Source organism: Rhodococcus sp. NPDC057529 (assembly GCF_042802055.1).
In the GTDB taxonomy this organism is placed as follows: domain Bacteria; phylum Actinomycetota; class Actinomycetes; order Mycobacteriales; family Mycobacteriaceae; genus Rhodococcus_F.
In genome coordinates, this window is the sequence record NZ_JBHVEY010000024.1 from 116,713 (window position 1) to 135,462 (window position 18,750).

Annotated in this window: 18 protein-coding genes; 10 read left to right on the top strand and 8 right to left on the bottom strand. The window is 69.2% G+C overall.

The window, feature by feature from the left end; all coding sequences use genetic code 11:
* Positions 1-9 precede the first annotated feature (9 nt).
* Positions 10-801 (bottom strand): IclR family transcriptional regulator, encoded by a 792-nt coding sequence (locus ACFU5V_RS34865; RefSeq protein ID WP_378704878.1) that lies wholly within the window; start codon positions 799-801, stop codon positions 10-12.
* A 51-nt stretch (positions 802-852) separates the two neighbouring features.
* Between ACFU5V_RS34865 and ACFU5V_RS34870 the strand changes: the two genes are divergently transcribed.
* Genes ACFU5V_RS34870 through ACFU5V_RS34885 form a run of 4 tightly spaced genes read left to right on the top strand, consistent with a single transcriptional unit; the run spans position 853 to position 5,026 of the window.
* Positions 853-1,866, top strand: a complete 1,014-nt coding sequence (locus ACFU5V_RS34870) for a 2-dehydro-3-deoxygalactonokinase (RefSeq protein ID WP_378704880.1) — start codon at positions 853-855, stop codon at positions 1,864-1,866.
* The gene (locus tag ACFU5V_RS34875; RefSeq protein ID WP_378704883.1) at positions 1,863-2,489 is read left to right on the top strand and encodes a 2-dehydro-3-deoxy-6-phosphogalactonate aldolase; all 627 of its coding nucleotides are present in this window, start codon (positions 1,863-1,865) and stop codon (positions 2,487-2,489) included. The genes ACFU5V_RS34870 and ACFU5V_RS34875 overlap by 4 nt, the downstream gene beginning before the upstream one ends.
* A 54-nt stretch (positions 2,490-2,543) precedes the next feature.
* The gene (gene dgoD / locus ACFU5V_RS34880; protein ID WP_378431066.1) at positions 2,544-3,692 is read left to right on the top strand and encodes a galactonate dehydratase; all 1,149 of its coding nucleotides are present in this window, start codon (positions 2,544-2,546) and stop codon (positions 3,690-3,692) included.
* 20 nt (positions 3,693-3,712) lie between these two features.
* The gene (locus ACFU5V_RS34885) at positions 3,713-5,026 is read left to right on the top strand and encodes an MFS transporter (RefSeq protein ID WP_378704886.1); all 1,314 of its coding nucleotides are present in this window, start codon (positions 3,713-3,715) and stop codon (positions 5,024-5,026) included.
* Between the two features lie 54 nt (positions 5,027-5,080).
* Here ACFU5V_RS34885 and ACFU5V_RS34890 read toward each other — a convergent pair whose 3' ends face one another.
* The 3 genes from ACFU5V_RS34890 to ACFU5V_RS34900 form a co-directional block, all read right to left on the bottom strand.
* The gene (locus ACFU5V_RS34890; protein ID WP_378431064.1) at positions 5,081-5,998 is read right to left on the bottom strand and encodes a tetratricopeptide repeat protein; all 918 of its coding nucleotides are present in this window, start codon (positions 5,996-5,998) and stop codon (positions 5,081-5,083) included.
* A 118-nt stretch (positions 5,999-6,116) separates the two neighbouring features.
* The gene (locus ACFU5V_RS34895) at positions 6,117-6,488 is read right to left on the bottom strand and encodes a DUF3817 domain-containing protein (RefSeq protein ID WP_378431062.1); all 372 of its coding nucleotides are present in this window, start codon (positions 6,486-6,488) and stop codon (positions 6,117-6,119) included.
* 63 nt (positions 6,489-6,551) lie between these two features.
* Complete coding sequence (locus ACFU5V_RS34900) at positions 6,552-7,745, bottom strand: acetyl-CoA C-acetyltransferase (RefSeq protein ID WP_378704889.1); 1,194 nt, start codon at positions 7,743-7,745, stop codon at positions 6,552-6,554.
* Between the two features lie 94 nt (positions 7,746-7,839).
* Between ACFU5V_RS34900 and mce the strand changes: the two genes are divergently transcribed.
* The gene (gene mce, locus ACFU5V_RS34905; RefSeq protein WP_378704892.1) at positions 7,840-8,313 is read left to right on the top strand and encodes a methylmalonyl-CoA epimerase; all 474 of its coding nucleotides are present in this window, start codon (positions 7,840-7,842) and stop codon (positions 8,311-8,313) included.
* Positions 8,314-8,381: 68 nt separating this feature from the next.
* On the top strand, positions 8,382-9,482 hold the full coding sequence (locus tag ACFU5V_RS34910; RefSeq protein WP_378431059.1) for a hypothetical protein: 1,101 nt from the start codon (positions 8,382-8,384) through the stop codon (positions 9,480-9,482).
* Here the strand turns inward: ACFU5V_RS34910 and ACFU5V_RS34915 are convergent.
* Together ACFU5V_RS34915 and nucS are read right to left on the bottom strand one after the other, a co-directional pair.
* Entirely contained in the window at positions 9,479-9,799 is a 321-nt protein-coding gene (locus ACFU5V_RS34915) for an ATP/GTP-binding protein (RefSeq protein ID WP_378431057.1), read from the bottom strand. The genes ACFU5V_RS34910 and ACFU5V_RS34915 overlap by 4 nt on opposite strands.
* 17 nt (positions 9,800-9,816) lie before the next feature.
* Positions 9,817-10,491 carry an endonuclease NucS gene (nucS, locus tag ACFU5V_RS34920; protein ID WP_378431056.1) on the bottom strand — a complete coding sequence of 225 codons (675 nt, stop codon included), beginning with the start codon at positions 10,489-10,491 and terminating at the stop codon, positions 9,817-9,819.
* A 36-nt stretch (positions 10,492-10,527) separates the two neighbouring features.
* Here nucS and ACFU5V_RS34925 point away from each other — a divergent pair, with 36 nt between their 5' ends.
* Positions 10,528-12,129, top strand: coding sequence for an adenylate/guanylate cyclase domain-containing protein (locus ACFU5V_RS34925; RefSeq protein ID WP_378704894.1), 1,602 nt, complete (start codon positions 10,528-10,530; stop codon positions 12,127-12,129).
* On the opposite strand, the gene ACFU5V_RS34930 is transcribed toward ACFU5V_RS34925, so the two are convergent.
* Entirely contained in the window at positions 12,076-12,858 is a 783-nt protein-coding gene (locus ACFU5V_RS34930) for a TetR/AcrR family transcriptional regulator (protein ID WP_378704897.1), read from the bottom strand. The two genes, ACFU5V_RS34925 and ACFU5V_RS34930, sit on opposite strands and share 54 nt — an antisense overlap.
* A gap of 89 nt (positions 12,859-12,947) precedes the next feature.
* On the opposite strand from ACFU5V_RS34930, the gene ACFU5V_RS34935 reads away from it, so the two are divergent.
* Positions 12,948-15,749 (top strand): SNF2-related protein, encoded by a 2,802-nt coding sequence (locus ACFU5V_RS34935; RefSeq protein WP_378704900.1) that lies wholly within the window; start codon positions 12,948-12,950, stop codon positions 15,747-15,749.
* Entirely contained in the window at positions 15,746-16,519 is a 774-nt protein-coding gene (locus tag ACFU5V_RS34940) for an SWIM zinc finger family protein (protein WP_378704902.1), read from the top strand. Before ACFU5V_RS34935 ends, ACFU5V_RS34940 begins: the two co-directional genes overlap by 4 nt.
* Here ACFU5V_RS34940 and ACFU5V_RS34945 read toward each other — a convergent pair.
* Positions 16,485-16,859, bottom strand: a complete 375-nt coding sequence (locus ACFU5V_RS34945) for a UBP-type zinc finger domain-containing protein (RefSeq protein ID WP_087561076.1) — start codon at positions 16,857-16,859, stop codon at positions 16,485-16,487. The genes ACFU5V_RS34940 and ACFU5V_RS34945 overlap by 35 nt on opposite strands.
* A gap of 141 nt (positions 16,860-17,000) precedes the next feature.
* Between ACFU5V_RS34945 and ACFU5V_RS34950 the strand changes: the two genes are divergently transcribed.
* Complete coding sequence (locus ACFU5V_RS34950) at positions 17,001-18,620, top strand: PucR family transcriptional regulator (RefSeq protein WP_378704905.1); 1,620 nt, start codon at positions 17,001-17,003, stop codon at positions 18,618-18,620.
* Positions 18,621-18,750: the final 130 nt, after the last annotated feature.

An 18,750-nucleotide genomic window follows, 5' to 3' on the forward strand; every position in this document is an offset into this window, starting at 1 on the left:
CCGGTCGGCTCAGATCTCCCGGTAGCCGAGCGCCGCGGAGATCCGCCCGGCGGCCCGGCACACGACCGGCACGAGGCCGCGCATCCGCTCGTCGGGCATGTACGGGCTCGTGGCCGACACGCTGATCGCGCCGACGATCGCGCACGACGCGTCCCGCACCGGGGCCGCGACACAGCGGATTCCGGGTTCGTTGTCCTCGAGGTCCATGGCCGCCCCGATCCGCGCGTAGTCCTCCATCCGCTTGCGGAAGCCGGCCTGCCCGCCGTGTCCGCGCGCCGGTGGTCGCGGAGCCTGCGCGGCGTCGCTCTCGTACAGCGCATCCCAGCGCTCGGCCGAGTCGAGCAGCAGGGCCTTCCCGACCCCTGCGCGGGTCAGCGGCATGCGGTGACCGATGCGCGAGCGCATTTCGGCGCCGCGCGATCCGGGCAGCTTGTCCAGGTACAGCACCGAGCCACCGTCCTCGACCGCCAGGTGCACGGTGTCGTGCACGTGCGCCGACAGCTCCTCGAGGATCGGGCGCGCGACCACGGGCAGCGGGTTGCCGTGGAGGGCCTTGAAACCGAGTTCGATCAGCGTCGGGCCGAGGGTGTACCCGCGGCTGCCGCTGCGCAGATAGCCCTCGTGGACCAGCAACTGCACGAGCCGGTGCGCGGTGCTGCGCCCCAGCCCGGTGCGGTCGACGACCGCGCGGAGATCCTGCGCGCCGTCGGAGACGGCACGGATGACTGCGAGCCCCCGGGCCAGCGTCTGGGTGCCGGGGGGAATGTCGTTCGTCGGTTCGGCCACACCCCACTGTCCCACATATAGGGACCATGTTCGTCATTATGGGATTCGAGTCCGATAGTAGTTCGCGTGATCCAGAACACCCCCGACACCTCACCACCGCGCCTGATCGCCCTCGACTGGGGCACGTCTTCGCAGCGCGCCTGGCTCCTCGGCGACGGCGGCCGCATTCTGGACGTTCGCAGACCCGACTTCGGACTGCTCGGCACCACCGGAGACGACCCGGAATCGCGCACCCGCGCCTACGAGGCCGCGTTCGACGAGGCCTGCGGCGACTGGATCGCGGCCGCCCCCGATCTCCCCGCGATCGCGTGCGGCATGGTGGGCAGCGCCCAGGGCTGGCGTGAGGCCGGCTACCTGACGACCCCGACCGATCTCACCATCGGCGCCGGCGACCTGACGACGGTCCCCCACCCTCGCGGAGTGCTGCACCTCGTGCCCGGACTGCGCGTCGCCTCCGCCGCCGACGGTTCTGTGCCCGGCGACGTGATGAGGGGCGAGGAGACGCAGATCATCGGGGCCCTGGGCATGCTCTCGGCCACCGACGGTCCGCTGACCATCGTGCTCCCCGGAACGCACAGCAAGTGGGCACGCGTCGAGGACCACAAGATCGTCGCGTTCGCCACGGCGATGTCCGGCGAGTTGTACGGCCTGGTGATGCAGCACGGCATCCTCGGCCGCACCGCAACCACCGGGGTGCGAGACGACGCCGCGTTCGGTCGCGGCCTCGAAACGGGAACGTCGGTGCCGTCGCGCGGATTGCCCGCGGAACTGTTCGGGGCACGGGCGCTCGTCCTCGACGGACTCCTCGATCCGGCGTCGCTTCCCGACTACGTCTCCGGCGTGATCATCGCCGACGAGGTCCGGCACCTCCTGCCCCTCCACGCCGCCGCCGGACACCGAATCCTGCTGTGCGGCAACGCCGACCTCTGCCGACGCTACGCGACGGGACTGCACGTCCACGGCGTGGCCGCCGACATCGTCGCCGAGGAGGCGGCCGCGCAGGGTTTGTGGCGCGTGGCGATCGACGCGGGACTGCTCGACCCCGAACCATCCACGAATCCCGAGAAGGAGACCCTGTGAGTACCTCTGCCACCACGACGACCACCGGATTGATCGCCATTCTGCGTGGCATCACCCCGGAAGAGGTCGTCGCTGTCGGTTCCGCCCTCGTCGACGCCGGTTTCACGACCATCGAGGTCCCCCTGAACTCCCCGCAGCCGTTCGAGTCGATCGAGCGGTTGGCGACGGCCGTCGGCGACGTCTGCGTCGTGGGCGCCGGCACCGTCCTCACCGTCGACGACGTGATCCGCTCCGAGGCGGCCGGCTCCCGGATCATCGTCTCCCCCAACAGCGACGTCGAGGTCATCGGCGCTGCCGTCGCCCGGAACCTGCACCCGTACCCGGGAGCGGCCACCCCCACCGAGGCGTTCACCGCGGTGGGTGCGGGCGCGCGCAGCATCAAACTGTTCCCCGCCGACTCGGTCGGGACAGCGGGGATGCGGGCGTGGCGGGCCGTCCTCCCCGCGGAGGTCGAACTGCTGCCCGTCGGCGGCGTCGACCGGACCAACCTCGCCGAGTGGGCCGCCGCAGGCGCGGGCGGCGCGGGACTCGGCACCTGCCTCTACCGGCCCGGCGACAGCGCCGGCATCGTCCGCGACCGCGCCCACACCTTGATGAACATCTGGTCGGCCGACGCCGCCTGAACCGACACCGACGACGACCGGGGCCACCACCACGGCCCCGCACAGGAGGACTCCATGAAGATCAAGTCACTCACCACGTACGCCGTGCCCCCACGGTGGCTGTTCCTGCGGATCGAGACGGACGACGGCGTGGTCGGCTGGGGTGAGCCGGTGCTCGAGGGCCGGGCGGCGTCCGTCGCCGCCGCGGTGGAGGAACTGTCGGACTACCTGATCGGGCAGGATCCGACGCAGATCGAGGATCTGTGGACGGTCATGTACCGGTCCGGGTTCTACCGCGGCGGCGGTATCCACATGAGCGCGCTCGCCGGTATCGACCAGGCCCTGTGGGACATCAAGGGCAAGGCACTCGGCGTGCCGGCGTACGAACTTCTCGGCGGCCGGGTCCGGGACCGGATCAAGGTCTACTCCTGGATCGGCGGCGACCGTCCCGCCGACACCGCGAAGGCGGCGCGCGAGGTCGTCGACCGTGGTTTCACCGCGGTGAAGATGAACGGCACGGAGGAACTGCAGTACCTGGACTCCTGGGACAAGGTGGACCGGTGTCTCGCCAACGTCGCCGCGGTGCGCGACGCCGTGGGCCCGAACATCGGCATCGGCGTCGACTTCCACGGCCGGGTACACAAGCCGATGGCCAAGGTGCTGCTGAAGGAACTCGAACCGTTCCGGCTGATGTTCGTGGAGGAACCCGTGCTCTCCGAGCACGTGGACGGTTTCGTCGACGTGCTCCGGCAGTCGCCGATCCCGATCGCATTGGGTGAGAGATTGTTCTCCCGGTGGGATTTCAAGTCCGTTCTCGCGTCCGGGGCCGTCGACATCATCCAGCCCGACCCGTCGCACTGCGGCGGCATCACCGAGGCCCGGAAGATCGCGCACATGGCCGAGGCGTACGACGTGGCGCTCGCCCTGCACTGTCCGCTCGGACCGATCGCCCTGGCCACGTGCCTGCAGATCGACGCGGGCTGCTACAACGCGACCATCCAGGAGCAGAGCCTCGGCATCCACTACAACACGTCGAACGATCTCCTCGACTACCTCGTCGACCCGTCGGTGTTCACCTACGCGGACGGTCAGGTCCGCATCCCGACCGGACCGGGCCTGGGCATCGAGGTGAACGAGGAGTACGTGATCGAACGAGCGGCCGAGGGCCACCGCTGGCGCAACCCGGTGTGGCGTCACAGCGACGGATCGTTCGCGGAGTGGTGAGGGCAGGAGTGGTGAAGGACATGGTGCAGACCCAGAAGATCGGCCGCTCCACGTCGGTCGCGGCGCAGGCGTCGAAGGCGCGTGTGCTCATCGCCGTCATGCTGTTCGTGACCGTGGTCATCAACTACATGGACCGGGCGAACCTGTCGATCGCGATGCCCGCGATCGCGGACGAGATGGACCTCTCCAAGGCTCAGCAGGGTCTGTTGCTGTCCGCGTTCGGCTGGACGTACGCGGCGCTGCAGATCCCCGGCGGCTGGCTCGTCGATCGGATACCCCCGAGAGTGCTCTACCCCGCGTGCCTCATCCTGTGGTCGGTGGCGACCGCATTCATGGGTGTCATCGGCGGATTCGTGGCGCTGATCGCGTTGCGACTGCTGGTCGGCGTGTTCGAGGCGCCCGCGTATCCGATCAACAACCGCGTCGCGACGGCCTGGTACCCCGAGCGCGAACGGGCGACGGTGATCGGCTTCTACACGTCCGGACAGTTCATCGGACTGGCCCTGCTCACCCCGTTCCTGTCCTGGCTGCAGTCCGTGCTGTCCTGGCACTGGGTGTTCATCGTGACCGGAACGGTCGGAGCGGTGTGGGGCGCCATCTGGTACGCGTTCTATCGCGAGCCGCGCGACTCCCGCGCGAACGACGCCGAGATCGACCTGATCCGCGACGGCGGCGGACTCGTCGACCTCGTGGACGAGCAGCAACCGGAACGCCCGGCCGTGACCCGCAACGACGTCGCGACGGTCCTCGGCAGGCGCAAGCTGTGGGGCATCTACCTGGGGCAGTTCTGCCTCACGTCGACGCTGTGGTTCTTCCTCACCTGGTTCCCCACCTACCTCGTCGAGTACCGGGGCATGGACTACATCAAGTCCGGATTCCTCGCCTCGCTGCCGTTCGTCGCAGCGCTCGTCGGTGTGCTGTTCTCCGGGGTGTTCTCGGACTTCTTGCTGCGCAAGGGGATTTCACTCGGAGTCGCCCGGAAGGGTCCGATCATCGTCGGACTGCTGCTGACTGTCGCGATGATCGGCGCGAATTTCACCGACTCCACCGCGATGGTGATCGTGTTCCTGTCCATCGCCTTCTTCGGCAACGGACTCGCCTCGATCACGTGGTCGCTGGTGTCGGCACTCGCACCGGAACGGCTGCTCGGACTGACCGGCGGAATGTTCAACTTCATCGGCAACCTGTCGTCGATCGCCACGCCCATCGTCATCGGGTTGCTCGTCACCGACGACAGCTTCGCTCCGGGATTCGTCTACATGACCGTGGTGACCGCGGTCGGGATCGCGTCCTACGTGTTCCTTGTCGGACGGGTGGAGCGTGTCCGCAGCTGATCGATGTCGAGCACACCGGGGTGAGCGCCGAACGCACCCACCCCGGTGTGCTCGTCAGTACAGGGCCGCGGCGAGTTTCCGGCGTGCGGTCATGACGACCGGCTCGGCCGGGTCGAACAGTTCGAACAACTCGAGCAGACGGGTCCGAACCCGGGTCTTGTCGTCACCGGCGCTGCGGGCGACGACCCCGATGAGGCGGGCGAACGCCGCGTCGGGGGCCTGGGAGTAGAGCTCGACGTCCGCGGCCTGCAGCTGGGCGTCGATGTCGGCCGGGGCGGCGTCCGCCGCGGCGACGGCACCGGGGTCGACGGATTGCACGCGGGCGAGGAAGCGGACCTGACGGATCGCGCCCTGCGCCTCCGCGTTGGCCGGTTCCTCGTCGAGGATCTTCTGGAACTCGGCCTCGGCCGCCGCCAGGTCGCCCTCGTCGAGCGCCGCCTCGGCCGCGACGAATCGCGGGTCCTCCGGCTCGGGCTCGTCCGCGTCGCCGTTGCCGGCGGGCGGCCCGGACAGCTTTCCGGCGGTCGCCTGCTGGACCGCGGCGAGCCACTGACGCAGTTGCGGTTCGGGCTGGGCGCCCTGGAAGTCGGCGAGTGGTTGGCCGCCGGCGATGGCGACGACGGTCGGGACGGACTGGACGCCGAAGGCCTGCGCGATGCGCGGGTTGGCGTCGACGTCGACCTTGGCGAGCACCCAGGTGCCACCGGCCTCGTGTGCCAGCTTCTCGAGCAGGGGTGAGAGTTGTTTGCACGGCTCGCACCAGGTGGCCCACAGGTCCACGACGACCGGGACCTGCTGGGACCGGACGAGGACCTCCGCCTCGAACGTCGCCTCGGTGACGTCGATGACGGGTGCGAGGCCGGTGCCGCCGGGGGCGGCCGGGGCGGCGCCGTCCCCGGAGGGTGCGGGCGCAGGCGGGGGCGGAGCGGCCGCACGCTCCTTGAGGGCGGAGAGATCGACTGCTCCGCTCATGGCTGCGGCCACTGCTGAGGAACGCGCTGACGGACGAGAACCTGGTCGAGTCACGTCCACCAGTTTGTCACGATTCGAGCGTGCGCCGGAATGCGGGCCGCGCCAACAGCGGCCTCGGTCAGACGAGCGACGGTTCGCTCTTCGCCGCGCTGGTCCGGGACAGTTCGGCCATGCGGCCGGTGCGGACCGCCCAGAGCTCGAACACGACGGTGCCGAACGGCGGGACGCTGGCGACGAGCGCCCAGAAGACGGTGACCAGGTTCCAGCTCAGCTTGCGCGCGGTCCACAGCGAGACGAGCAGGTACAGGACGAAGACGCCGCCGTGGATCGGGCCGAAAATCTTCACGCCGATCTCGTTGCCGTCGGCGGGCAGGTACTTGAAGGCCATGCCGATGAGGAGGCCCAGCCAGGTGAATGCCTCCAGAATTGCGACAAATCGGAAGCGCTTGGCCGTGGTGCTGAGATCGAAGACGTTCGCCATGCCGACCATTGTGCCCGACCATCTACGACGGTCCGTAGTGGTGTGAGGCACACCACCACGGACCGCCGCCTATCAAGCCTTGGGGACGCGGACGATCAGGGCGTCACCCTGGCCGCCTCCACCGCACAGTGCCGCCGCGCCCACGCCGCCGCCGCGACGGCGCAACTCGAGCGCCAGATGCAGTGCGATCCGCGCACCCGACATCCCCAGCGGATGCCCCATCGCGATCGCGCCGCCGTTGACGTTCACGATTTCCGGATCCAGACCCAGCTCCCGCGTCGACGCGATCCCGACCGCCGCGAAGGCCTCGTTGATCTCCACCAGGTCCAGGTCCTTCGGGTCGATCCCTTCCTTGGCGCACGCCTTCGCGATGGCCCGCGCCGGCTGTGACTGCAGCGTCGAATCGGGGCCCGCCACCACCCCGTGCGCGCCGATCTCCGCAATCCAGGAAAGCCCCAGCTCCTGAGCCTTCGCCTTGCTCATCACGACGACGGCGGCCGCGCCGTCCGAGATCTGCGACGCCGACCCGGCGGTGACGGTGCCGTCCTTGCTGAACGCAGGCCGCAACCGGGCCAGCGACTCGACGGTCGTGTCGCCCCGCACGCCCTCGTCGGAGCCGACGAGCACCGGGTCACCCTTGCGCTGCGGCACCGGAACAGGCACCACCTCGTCGTCGAAGACACCGTCCTTCCAGGCGCGCGCCGCCTTCTGATGCGACGCCGCCGCGAACGCGTCCTGCTCCTCCCGGCTGATCCGCTGCCCGTCCTCCGCGTTCTTCGCCTCCGTCAGGCTGCCCATCGCCTGATCGGTGAAGATGTCATACAACCCGTCGAAGGCCATGTGGTCGCGCATCGTGACGTCGCCGTACTTGAACCCCTCCCGCGACTTCTCCAGCAGGTGCGGGGCACGCGACATCGACTCCTGGCCGCCGGCGACGACGACGTCGAACTCGCCGGCCCGGATCAGCTGATCCGCCAACGCGATCGCGTCGATCCCCGACAGGCACACCTTGTTGATCGTCAGCGCGGGCACGTCCATCCCGATCCCGGCGGCCACGGCGGCCTGTCTCGCCGGGATCTGACCGGCCCCCGCCGTGAGCACCTGGCCCATGATCACGTATTCGACCTGTTCGGGTGCGACGCCCGCCTTCTCCAGCGCACCGCGAATCGCCACCCCACCCAGATCGGAACCCGACACATCCTTCAACGAACCCAGCAACCGGCCCATCGGGGTCCGGGCTCCGGCGACGATCACAGAACTGGTCACGATTTCCTCCGCGTGAGACGAATGGGCGGGTGCCGGGCGACGGAAGTCACATCCCGACGAGAACTACCGAAACGGTAGCGCTAACGTCGGGACCATGACACAGTCCTCCCCCACCCAGCCCACGTCGCCGCTGTCCTCGGATCTGGTGACCGCCATCGACCACGTCGGCATCGCCGTTCCCGACCTCGACGCCGCCATCGCGTGGTACTCCGAGCACCTCGGCATGGTGTCGACACACGAAGAGGTGAACGAGGAGCAGGGCGTGCGCGAAGCGATGCTCAGCGTCGTCGGCGCTCCCGCAGGCAGCACCGCGCTGCAGCTTCTCGCGCCGTTGAACGAGAACTCGACCATCGCCAAGTTCATCGATCGCAGCGGTCCCGGTCTCCAGCAGCTGGCGTACCGCGTCACCGACATCGACGCCATCTCCGCCCAGCTGCGCGAGCGCGGCGTCCGGCTGCTGTACGACGCACCCCGCCGCGGAACCGCCGACTCGCGCATCAACTTCGTCCACCCGAAGGACGCGGGCGGAGTTCTCGTCGAGCTGGTCGAGCCGTCGGCGACCCACTAGAGCTGTGACCGGCCGCCGGGTACCAGGCGCAGAGACAAGTTCTACTTTGCCCAGGTAGATTGGCGGCCATGGTAAACGAGCAGGACCGTGGTTCGATCCCCCTTCCCTTCTCCACCGTGCGTAAGGGATTCGACCGGGACGAGGTACGCAACTACTTCGAGCGATTCGACGCCGAGCTCCGCGTCACTGCCGCCGACCGCGACGCCGCGGCGGCGCAGGCGCGGGATCTCGCCAAGCAACTCGACGACGCGCGGGACGAGATCGACGATCTCCGCAAGGACGTCGACCGCCTGTCGGTTCCGCCGACCACCGCGGAGGGGATGAGCGACCGCATCTCGCGCATGCTCCGGCTCGCGTCGGACGAGGCGTCCGAGGTGCGCGCGAAGGCCGAGGCCGACGCCGCCGAGATGATCTCCGTCGCCGAGCAGGAAGGCGCGCAGCTCCGCGGCCAGTACGAGTCGCTGGTCGCGGAACTCGAAGACCGCCGCAGCGCGCTCGAGATTCAGCACGAGCAGACCATGGCGAAGGCCCGCACGGAGGCGGCGAAGATCGTCGAGGCCGCGCAGTCCGAGCGCGACCGCCTCGCCGCAGAGGCCGAACTGCGCCGCTCCCAGGTGCAGGAGGACTTCGACCTCGCGATGTCCGAGCGCCGCCAGAAGACGATCACGGCGGTGAACGAGCTCGAGTCCACCAGCAAGGCCGAGGCGCATCGTCGTCTCGCGGACGCCACGCACGAGGCGGAGCGCAGACTGCAGGCGGCCACCGACCAGTCGGAGCGCAAGATCGCCCACGCCAAGGAACTCGCGGAAGAGCTTCGCGTGCTCCGCGGCCGGATCCTGGCTCAGCTCTTGGGCATACGGGGGCAGCTCGATTCGGTTCCCGCCATGCTGGCGTCGGTCAACCGGGAGAGTGAACTCCTCGACGCCCAGCCCGACACCGCGGCGCAGAAGTCCGAGAAGCGCCCGAACGAGAACCCGAACAGCAAGTCGGCACCGAACGGCGCAGCGGACCGCAAGACCCAGTCGGGCGAGTCCGGGTCGAACGCGTCAGGGAAGAAGTCCGAGGACGAGACGGACAACTCGGACGAGGACACCGCGGTACTCTCCACCGTCGAGAAGACCCCGGCGAACCGGCCTGCGGGTCAGCGAACGGTGAAGACCGGAAGCTAGGACCACCTGCGGGTGAGGCCCCGGGTGCTGCGTCCCGACCAGCACCCGGTGTGCCAGTGCCGCCGGTCCTCGGCCCCGCCGTACTCGGCGGGCCAGGTGACGAGGTGGGCGACACCCGGCCGGATGTCGTGATCGCAGCCCGGGCACCGGTACGACTTGGTCGCCCGGGCCCCGGGGATCGTGCGGACGATGTAGCTCTCGTCCGCGTCGCCCGCGGGACCGGATTCCTGACGCATCAGCGCGCTACCGAACAGCGAGCCCTCGGAATTGTCCTGGGGCGCACTGCGGCGCGTGTTCTTCGGTTTACGACGGGGCACGGATTCAGCCTAGGCCTTCAGAAGAGCCGGAACTCGGTGCTCTCGGTGCCGCGCAGCGCTTCGTAGTCGAGCACCAGGCACCGGATTCCGCGGTCCGTGGCAAGGGTTTTGGCCTGCGGCTTGATCTGCTGGGCGGCGAAGACGCCGCTCACCGGTGCGAGCAGCGGATCGCGGTTGAGCAATTCGAGGTACCGCGTGAGTTGCTCGACACCGTCGATGTCGCCGCGGCGCTTGATCTCCACGGCGACGGACGCGCCGTCGGCGTTCCGGCACAGCAGGTCGACGGGACCGATGGCCGTCATGTATTCCCGCCGGACGAGTGTGTAGCCGCTGCCGAGAGTTTCCACGTGTTCGGCGAGCAACTCCTGCAGGTGCGCTTCGACGCCGTCCTTGACGAGCCCGGGGTCGACCCCGAGTTCGTGCCGGGAGTCGTGCTCGATCTCCTCGATGGTGATCCGCAGTTCCTCACCGGCCTTGTTGGTCACCACCCACAGGGCTTCGGCGTCCTCGACGGAGTCCTCGACGAGCCAGCACGGCGGGCTCATCCAGTTCAGCGGCTTGTAGGCGCGGTCGTCGGCGTGGATGCTCACCGAACCGTCGGCCTTGATCAACAACAGGCGGCGAGCGGTGGGCAGATGTGCCGTCAAACGGCCTACGTAGTCGACTCGGCATCTGGCAATCACTAGGCGCACCCGCCCACCCTAAGGGATCGTGCCGACTAGTCTCGAATGACTATGCGCAGCCCTCGCCGATCCGTCGCCCCGCTCGGGTCGTGGTTGCTCGGATCGCCGGACGAGAGTCCCCGCCGGCGCCGGATCCGTGTCCAGTTGCTGCTGACCGCCCCACTGGTGTTCACCAATCTCGTCGGTGCGGTGATCACCTGCCTGCTCATCAGCGTCGTCGTGCCCGGGCCGAGTGTGTGGTCGGGCGAGTTCGCGATCGCCAATTTCGTGGCGGTGCCGGTGTTCGTGCTGTGCGCGGTGCTGATCGGCGTGACCTGGGGCACCAAGCGACTGGTGTCGGATCTGCGATGGGCGACGGAGGACGACGTGCCCACCGACCACGACCGGTCGGCGGCGTTCCGCGCCCCGTGGCGCCTGACTCGCGTCCAGGCGGCGCTGTGGTGCATCGGGTTGGTCTTCTTCACGACGCTGTACGGCCTCATCGATCCCCAGACCATCCCGAAGGTCGCGTTCACGATCGCGATGGCCGGCATCACGGTCTGCGCGTTCTGCTACCTGCTGACGGAGTTCGCGCTCCGGCCCGTCGCCGCCCGCGCCCTGGGATCCGACGGACCGCAACCCCGCCGCACGCTCGGCATCACCGGCCGCACGGCGCTGGCGTGGATCCTCGGGACGGGCGTTCCGGTGCTGGGCCTGATGCTCATCGGGATCTTCAGTTTCATCCGTCCGGCGAGCCCGACCAGCCTCGCGGTGTCGATCCTCGCGCTCGGTGGTGTGATCCTGCTGTTCGGTCTGCTTCTGGTGGTGATCAGTGTGCGCGCCACCGAGGCGCCCATCCGCTCGGTGGCGCAGGGCATGGCGAAGGTGGCCGACGGCGATCTCGATGCCGAGGTCGTCGTGTACGACGGCACCGAACTCGGCGCGCTGCAGACCGGGTTCAATCGGATGGTCGAGGGACTGCGCGAACGCGAGCGGATCCGCGACCTCTTCGGGCGGCACGTCGGGCAGGACGTGGCGTCGCAGGCGCTTCGGCACAACCCCGAACTCGGCGGGGAGGAACGCGACGTGGCGGTGCTGTTCGTCGACATCATCGGCTCCACCACGATCGCCGCCACCCGGTCGCCGGCGGAGGTCGTGGATCTGCTCAACCGATTCTTCAACGTGGTCGTCGACGAGGTCGACCGGCGGGGCGGGTTCGTCAACAAGTTCGAAGGCGACGCCGCGCTGGCCATCTTCGGGGCGCCGATGGCGCTCGAGAACCACACGGGTGCGGCCCTGTCCGCCGCCCGGGCCCTGCGCGAGCGGCTCACCGACGAGGTACCGGAATGCGAAGCGGGGATCGGGGTGGCGGCCGGTTGCGCCGTGGCCGGAAACATCGGCGCCCACGAACGTTTCGAGTACACGGTGATCGGCGACCCGGTCAACGAGGCGGCGCGGTTGTCCGAGCTCGCGAAGAATGTTCCCGGGCACGTCGTCGCGTCCGAGCGGGCGATCGCCGCGGCATCCGAGGACGAAGGCGCGCGGTGGCAATGTACCGACACCGTCACCCTGCGCGGACGTCTCGAGCCGACCACGCTGGCCGTTCCCGCGGAACTACTCCCCGCCGGTTCCGCCGCCGACGATGAGGGCGCCGACTCCGTCGAGTAGCCGGGCGAGCCCGAACTCGAACGCGTGGGCGGGAGAGAACGCGGCGTTGTGGTGCTCCCCCGCCGTGGCCCCGACGCGGGCGGCGAGCGGAAACCGCTCGGGGTCGAAGACCTTCTCGAAGTGCGGCGCGACGCTCTGCCACCACTCGCTGTCCGCCTCGCCCCGGGCGGCGAGCGCGGCCGTGTCCACCGCGGCCCGCGCCGCGCCGGCGACGAAACTGTCGAGGAGCGCGACGACGGAATCCATGTCGAGATCCGGCAGTCCCAGTCCCTCGACCGCGCGCAGTTCCCGCTCGTACTTGGCCATCCCGCCGGGACCGAGGACCGGCCGGCTCAGCGCGACGACTTCGAGCATCCACGGGTGCGCGCACAGCAGTTGGAAGTAGTCGTGCGCGGCGGCCGTGAGACCCTCCCGCCACCCCGCGTCGGTGTCGTCGCCAGGGTCGAGCGTGGACAGCGCCCGGTCGAGCATCACCTCCACCAGTTCCGTCTTCCCGGGAACGTGCGTGTAGAGCGACATCGCGCCGACGCCGAGTTCGGCTGCCAGCCGGCGCATCGAGACGGCATCCAGCCCCTCGGTATCCGCGACGGAGACGGCGGCCTCGACGATCCGGTCGAGTGTCAGGCCGGGCTTGCCGTTGCGGGGACGCGAGACCGGCGTGCTGCCGCCGCCCCACAGCAACTCCATGGTGCGGCCGGGGTCGCTCTCCGGTGTCGCGCTTCTACCCATGCCGAGATCTTCCCACGGCGCCCGGGAACAATTCCGGCCGATGCCTCGTTGACGTACGGCGTACCGTAAACCAGGCGAAAGGCGCAGCAGTGACAGCAGAGCCCACCCTCGCCAGCCACGCGGCCACGTTCGTCCCCGCCGATCCACCGCGCGACTCCCGCCTGGTGTTCTGGAGCGATCCGCCGGACGGGCCGCAGCCGTCGAACGCCGATTCCCGCACCCTCATCGCCACCAGCGGAGCGGTGAACAGCGTTCCGACGCAGAATGTTTCTCTCGCCGACGCACTGCCGATGCTGCTCTCGCCGGCACCCGGCGACACGACCCACCGATCGGTCGCGTTCTGGGCCGTCGCCGCCCGCACCGCCCTCGGCTACCTCAGAGCGGGCAAGGTCCTCCCCTCGGTCACACCGAACGGCCGCGACGCCTGGCGGCTCGGCTCCCTCGACGACGAGGACGTATCGCACCTGAGTCAGCTGACCGCCGCGCTTCCGCCGGAGGCGCGCGCTATCCCTCTCGAGCATCCGCCTGCCGAGGGAGTTCGTCTCCCCGCCGCCGCGGACGTCCTGCGCGCCTTCCTCACCGCGGTCGTCGACACCGTCCCGCGACTCGGCTCGCCCACCGACGCCGGACCCTACCTCGCCTGGGATGCCGAACCCTCCCTCGAACTGCAGGCGTGGGCGGACGCCCTGGCACCCGAGGCGATCGCGCTGTCGTTGCGGATCGACCCCGTCGATCCCGGCGCGGTGGATCTCTCGGACAGCGAATTCGACGCCACGGTCCAGGTGCACGGCGTCGCGCGGCCCGGAGTGGTGTGCGACGCAGTGGACCTGTGGCGGCATCCGGCGCTCGCCGAATCCGCGTTCGCTTCCGACCCTCGGATCGAGGTTCTCGGCGCCCTCCGGCGGGCAGCCGAGGACTGGGCTTCCCTCGAAGATCTGTTGCGGGTGGAAGCGCCGAACCGCATCCGGCTCGAGGACGACGACCTGGCCTCCCTCGCCGGGGACCCCGGCCGCCGGTTGCGCGAGCGCGGCATCCAGATCCACTGGCCGCGCGAACTCGTCGCCCAGACGTCGACCCGCATCATCCTCGGCGACCCCGGATCCCGCGAGGGCGCAGCCACTTTCGGCGGCGACCGCGCCTTCCACTTCGACTGGCGCGTCGCCGTGGGCGAAGACGTGCTCACGCGCGAGGAGATGGAAGAACTCGCGTCGGCGAAGCGGGCAGTCGTGAAATTGCGCAACCGGTACGTCGTCGCGGACTCGGAGACGATTCGAAAGACCCTCCTGCGGCGGACCGGAACCATGACGGCAGTCGACGCTCTGCGGGCCGCGCTGACCGGCCGCGTCAGGCGCGGCGAGGACGACGTCCGCGTCGACTCCTACGGCGCTGCCGCGGCGGTGGCGCGGGAGCTGTCGGACGGGAATCCGGAGGCCGTGCCGGTTCCCGCTGCCCTGCGCGCGCAGTTGCGGGACTACCAGCTGGCCGGCTTCCGCTGGCTCGCCGGCCTCACGTCACGGGGCCTGGGCGCCTGCCTCGCCGACGACATGGGACTGGGAAAGACGTTGACCCTCATCGCGCTTCACCTGCACCGTCAGCAGGGCCCGGACACGGCAGGACCCACACTCGTGGTCTGTCCCGCGTCCCTGCTGGGGAACTGGCGGCGGGAGATCGAGCGTTTCGCACCGGGCACCGGTGTCCTCGTCCACCACGGTCCGAGACGCCGGTCTCCCGCCGAGACGGTCGAGGAGGGCAGCGACACCGTCGTCCTCACCACGTACGCGACGATGCGGCTCGATTGCGAAGTTCTCGCCGGTTCGAAGTGGGGTCTGGTCGTCGCAGACGAGGCGCAGCATCTGAAGAACCGGGCCGCTGCCGTGACGCGGGCGCTGCGGACGATTCCGGGACAGGCGCGCGTCGCCCTCACCGGCACGCCCGTGGAGAACCGGCTCAGCGACCTCTGGTCGATCCTCGACGGTGTCACGCCCGGTCTCCTCGGCCCCTACGCGCAGTTCCGGCGCCGCTACGACGGCTCGTCCGAGATGGCCGGGCCCGACCGCGCGGCGGAATTGGCGGCATTGATCTCACCCTTCGTCCTCCGGCGCAGAAAGTCGGATCCGGGGATCGCACCCGAGCTTCCACCGAAGACCGAGATCGACCTCGACGTCACCCTCACCCCGGAGCAGGCCGGCATGTACGAGGCGCTCGTCCGCGAGGCCATGGAGCGGATCGCGACGAGCGAGGGCATCGGGAGGCGCGGCAGCATCGTGTCGCTGCTGACCGGTCTCAAGCAGATCTGCAATCACCCCGCCCAGTACCTCGGCCAGGAGCACGCCGCGCTCGGCGGCCGTTCTCACAAGATCGGTCTGCTCGACGAGCTGATCGACACCAACCTGTCGGAGGGCGGGCGTTCGCTCGTGTTCACCCACTTCACCACGATGGGACGACTGCTCCGTCGGCACCTGACGACGCGCGGGGTCGCGTGCGAGTTCCTGCACGGGGGCACATCCGTCGCGGCCCGGGAGGATCTCGTCGAACACTTCCAGAACGGCGACATCCCCGTCCTCGTCCTGTCCCTCAAGGCCGCAGGCACCGGGTTGAACCTCACCCGGGCCGATCACGTCGTCCACTTCGACCGCTGGTGGAACCCGGCGGTCGAAGATCAAGCCACCGATCGTGCGTACCGCATCGGCCAGACGCACCCGGTTGTCGTGCACCGGCTCGTCACCGCGGGAACCATCGAGGAACGCATCGCCGCCATGCTCGCGTCCAAGCGGCAACTCGCCGACTCGGTCCTGTCGCACGGAGCCGACGCCTTCAGCGAGCTGACCGACGGCGAACTCGCCCGGCTGGTGGCCCTGAGCCCCGACTACGACTTCGGAGGTGACCTGTGACCGACGCCGTCACGCATCCCCGCTTCCCCGTGCAGAAGGGCCGCCGCACCCGCGGCAGGACCTGGTGGGCGCAGCGCTGGGTCGACGACGTCGAGCAGGCCGCGCTCGACTCGGACACGCTGAAACGCGGACGCGCCTTTGCCCGTGGCGGACTGGTCGGTCCGCTCACGTTCGGGCTGGGCCTCGTGTCCGCGGACGTGCACACCGACGACGAGAGCCTGCACGTGCGGATACGGGTTGCCCCATTGGACGAGCGCCAGTGGGGCGAGGTGCTCGCGACCCTCGCGGCGCGGAGCGGTCACGTCGCCCAGTTGTCGAGTGGGATTCTTCCCCGCGAACTGGACGAGGATCTTGCGGCCGTCGACGTGTCACTGATTCCGTCGATGTTCGACGCCGACGCGACGTGCACCTGCGAGGAGTGGGACGTGCCGTGCCGCCACGCCGCCGCGGTGCTGTATCAGGCCGCATGGATTCTCGACGACGACCCGCTTCTCTTCTTCCTGCTCCGCGGACGCGACGGACAGGAGATTCTGCAACGCAGGCACGGCGCGTACCCGGAGACGTCCTTGTCGTCCTTCGACGACGCGTGCGTCCCCGTGCCGGCGGCGGACGCCTACGCCGCAGTGCCCGGACCGCTTCCGGCGCCGCCGTGCCCCGGCGGAACACCGATCCGGCCGTGCTGGCTCGACGACGCTCCCGCCGAAGTTCGGGCCGACGCGGTCTGGTCAGCGATCGTCACTGCGATTTCGCGATACGGAGACCATGTCTGAGGTCGTCCGCCGGCCCGGGCACCAGGCTGGGTGCGACCACCCGGGCCCCGGTTGCCGGATACGGCGTGCAGATCTGGACGTCGTGCACGAAGCACCAGCGCCAGTTGTCCCCAGCATGGAGCGACTGGACGATCGGATGACCGCTGCGTTCCGCGTGATGTCGCGCGTGCCGCATCGGTGATCCGTCGCTGCATCCGACATAGCCGCACGTCAGGCACAACATCAGGTGCTCCCAGCGGGTACCGAGTGCGAGACAGCCCTCGCACCCGTCCGACGTGTGCGCGACGACATCGCGAACCATGTTCAGATCGGGATCGTGCCAGTTATTGGATTGGGTCATAAGTGCCACCCCTCAGTTACCAAGATTGGCGGCTGATCCGTCTCGCCACATGGTCACGGCGGAACGAAAGAATCCTCCGAAATCCGGCCCCACCGGACAGCGTCCCGGTTTCGACGGCGCAAAACGGGGTAGTTCCATGCCATGGATCTGGATGCAGCCCCAGACCCGAGGGTGGATCACACCCCGCGGGCCACGAACCTGTCGGCGGTGCTGGCCGTCACCGCACACATGCACGACTGCGGGAATCGGGACGAGATCCTGTCCCTGCTCGCCGAGGCCCTCCCCGAACTCGGCCCCTTCTCGGTCGAACCCGTGACCGTCCTGACGGGCGACGTCCCCGGCGACGACGTCTGGCGACACCGCGTGCTGCTCGACGATTCGTGGTCCCGGCCGGTGTCGCTGACACTGCGGGCCGACTATCCGCCGACGCCGGTGCAGGCGACGCTCCTCGAATTGTTGATTCAGCACACGGGGTCGGCCCTGCGCGCCGCGTCGCTCCGCTCCCGGGCCGCCACCCAGGAACGTCAACTGCGCGAGGTCACGGACGAGATCACCGCGATCGGCACGAGGGCCGCGCGACTCGAGGAGGAGGCGAAGATCCACCGCACGTTCGGGCGACTCGCTGCGAGCGGCGCCGACGAAACCGCCATCGCCGAGACCCTCCACGACGTGACCGGACTCGCCGTCGGGATCGAGGACGCGTTCGGCAACCTTCGCGTCCGGTCGGGGCCGGACACGTCGGGCCCGACACCGCGGTACCGCAAGGTCGGCGGTGGAAACCGGGTCGACGTCCTACGCCGGGCCGCGATGGAGGGGCGTCCGCTGCGGGACGACAACCGGATCGTGCAGGTGGTCCGGCCCGGCCGGACACTTCTCGGTGTCCTGTACCTGTCCGACCCGGATCACCGCGCCACCGATCTCGACACCGTCGCACTCGAGCACGCCGCGACGATGCTCGCCGTCGACATGGCACACCGCAGGTCGCTCGCCGAGACGGAGGCACGGCTGAGCCGCGACCTGGGAGCCGACCTTCTTGCCGGCACCGACGACGACAGCGCCTACTCGCGGGCCGACGCTCTCGGCTACGACCTGCACACACCGCAGCGCGTCCTGGTCGTCCACTGGGGTTCGGACACATCGGTCGAGTCCGTCACGGAAGCGTTCCGTCGCCACCTGACGGCCACCGACTCGTCGGCGCTCCTCGTTCACGGCAACGAGCACCGAACCGGTGTCCTCGCCGCGGTCATGGACGCGAAGACGGACGTGAACACAGTCTTCGCAGCACTGGAGAAGTCACTCGGCCCCGCGATCGGCGTCGTCGGGGTCGGATCCGAATGCACCTCTCCCAGTACACTCCCCGACTCCTACACCCACGCTGTGCGCGCCCTCGAAATCCGGAAACAGTCGAACTCCCCTCGCGGCGTGGCACTGTTCGACGAACTCGGCGTCTACCGCATTCTCGACTCACACAGCAGCACCGGAGATGTCGAGGCATTCGTGCAGGAATGGCTGGGCCCCCTGCTCGACTACGACCGGGAACACCGCAGCACGATGACGGCCACCCTCGCCCAATACCTCGAATGCGGTGGCAAATACGACGAGACCGCGCAGGCCCTTCGGATCCACCGCAGCACCCTGCGGTACCGCATGTCCCGCATCCACGAACTGACCGGCCGTGACCTCCGCAGTGTGGACACACGCCTGAATCTTCATCTGGCGTCGCGGGCACTGCAGGTCCTGTCCGGCGGTGCACCGGGGTGAAACGGCATGCGCGGCAACGGCTGCCGTCGGCAGAACTGTTCCGGGAATGCCGAAAGCCCCCCAACAAGTGTTGGGGGGCTTTCGGTAACGGATGTTCGGCGGTGTCCTACTCTCCCACACCCTGTCGGGT